The 1491-nt window shown below is 43.6% G+C and carries 2 protein-coding genes; both read left to right on the forward strand.

The window, feature by feature from the left end:
- Positions 1-268 precede the first annotated feature (268 nt).
- Positions 269-517, forward strand: coding sequence for a helix-turn-helix domain-containing protein (locus MiAbW_RS19065; protein ID WP_151697346.1), 249 nt, complete (start codon positions 269-271; stop codon positions 515-517).
- A 465-nt stretch (positions 518-982) separates the two neighbouring features.
- Positions 983-1474 (forward strand): hypothetical protein, encoded by a 492-nt coding sequence (locus MiAbW_RS19695; RefSeq protein ID WP_172967405.1) that lies wholly within the window; start codon positions 983-985, stop codon positions 1472-1474.
- Positions 1475-1491 lie beyond the last annotated feature (17 nt).

Below are 1491 nucleotides of genomic sequence, written 5' to 3' on the forward strand. Positions count from 1 at the left end.
GTGGTGTTCATAGGAAGTGAAGGGGCAGAATGCCCCAATTAAACGTTTAAGGAAATAATTAGCCCAATTTCTCAATAAGTCTTTCGCTCCTCAACCCATAGGCGATCTCCTAAAAATAAACCACTGATCTAGACTATCTACAGCCCAATACCCTAAGTATGCGATCGGTCAAATTGCCTCTAGGGGCTGGGATGTTGTTTACCCATAAGTCAAGAATACTTGCCTTTTATCCGATTGTCAAGCAAGTATTCTGGCCTTTTATGCTACCATGAGAGAAAATCTATCCATTGATAAACCCTTGAAGGCTTTAATAACGGAAGCAGGACTTACGCAAAAAGAACTCGCCAATCGGCTTGGTGTTAGTTATGCGGCAGTAAAATACTATGTTTCTGGAGTTAATCGCCCTAGTATAGATATTTTTGCCGATATGTGTCGTGTTCTCAATCAATCACCCAAAACGGTAATGAAAGCCTTGGGCATTGATGCCACCGGCATCCCCGACGATTCCCCTAACTAATAAAATTCCCTAACGATTAGCTCTCGTTAGGGAAAGTGACAAAAATTTTGTCGTTTACCAGTATGATGACTCTCTCTATAAACGATCGCATCTCCTACAATGGAGAAAAGGCCACGGTTAAGCAAGTCTGGAAAAAGAAAGTCAAGGTCATCCTCTCAGATCTGCGAGAGATAACCGTAGGAATAGACGAGATCGGGACGGCTGATGAAGTTATTCCCGGTCAGTTACCATTAATTGATCTTTTTCAGTATCAACTTCCTGATCGTCCGATCAGTCAATGGGACCTGGAAAATGAAGACTCGATCGAAACTTTGACAGTGAACAGTGATCGGTCAGAAAGTGCGATCGAAACTTTGACAGTCAGTGATCAGACAGAAAGTGCGATCGAAATCGATATTCAATCACTAACAACGGATCAACTGATAACCCTTTATGAGTCGATAACTAGAGAGTTAATCAATCGCGGTGACTCGCTCCCTAACTCACTCCCTAACTCACTCCCTAACTCACTCCCTAACTCACTCCCTAACTTACTCCCTAACTCACTCCCTAACTCACTCCCTAACTCACTCCCTAACTCGCTCCCTAACTCACTCCCTAACTCACTCCCTAACTCACTCCCTAACTCTCACCCTAACTCTCACCCTAACTTACTCCCTAACTCTCACCCTAACTCTCACCCTAACTCTCACCCTAACTTACTCCCTAACTCTCACCCTAACTCTCACCCTAACTTACTCCCTAACTCTCACACTAACTCTCACCCTAACTTACTCCCTAACTTACTCCCTAACTTACTCCCTAACTCTCACCCTAACTTACTCCCTAACTTACTCCCTAACTCTCACCCTAACTCTCACCCTAACTATGGCTATGAGGAGATCAAAACTATTAAGAGAAACCAGTATCGTTATTGGAGATGGTACGAAAATGGTAAACTGCGATCGAAGTATTTAGGAAGGTGCGAGACTCGC

Origin of the sequence: Microcystis aeruginosa NIES-4325, assembly GCF_008974145.1 — a bacterium.
GTDB lineage: Bacteria > Cyanobacteriota > Cyanobacteriia > Cyanobacteriales > Microcystaceae > Microcystis > Microcystis aeruginosa_G.

Bases quoted from the DNA above. Each gene is read 5' to 3' on its own strand.
- MiAbW_RS19065 (WP_151697346.1), top strand. From the start codon at position 269: ATGAGAGAAAATCTATCCATTGATAAACCCTTGAAGGCTTTAATAACG.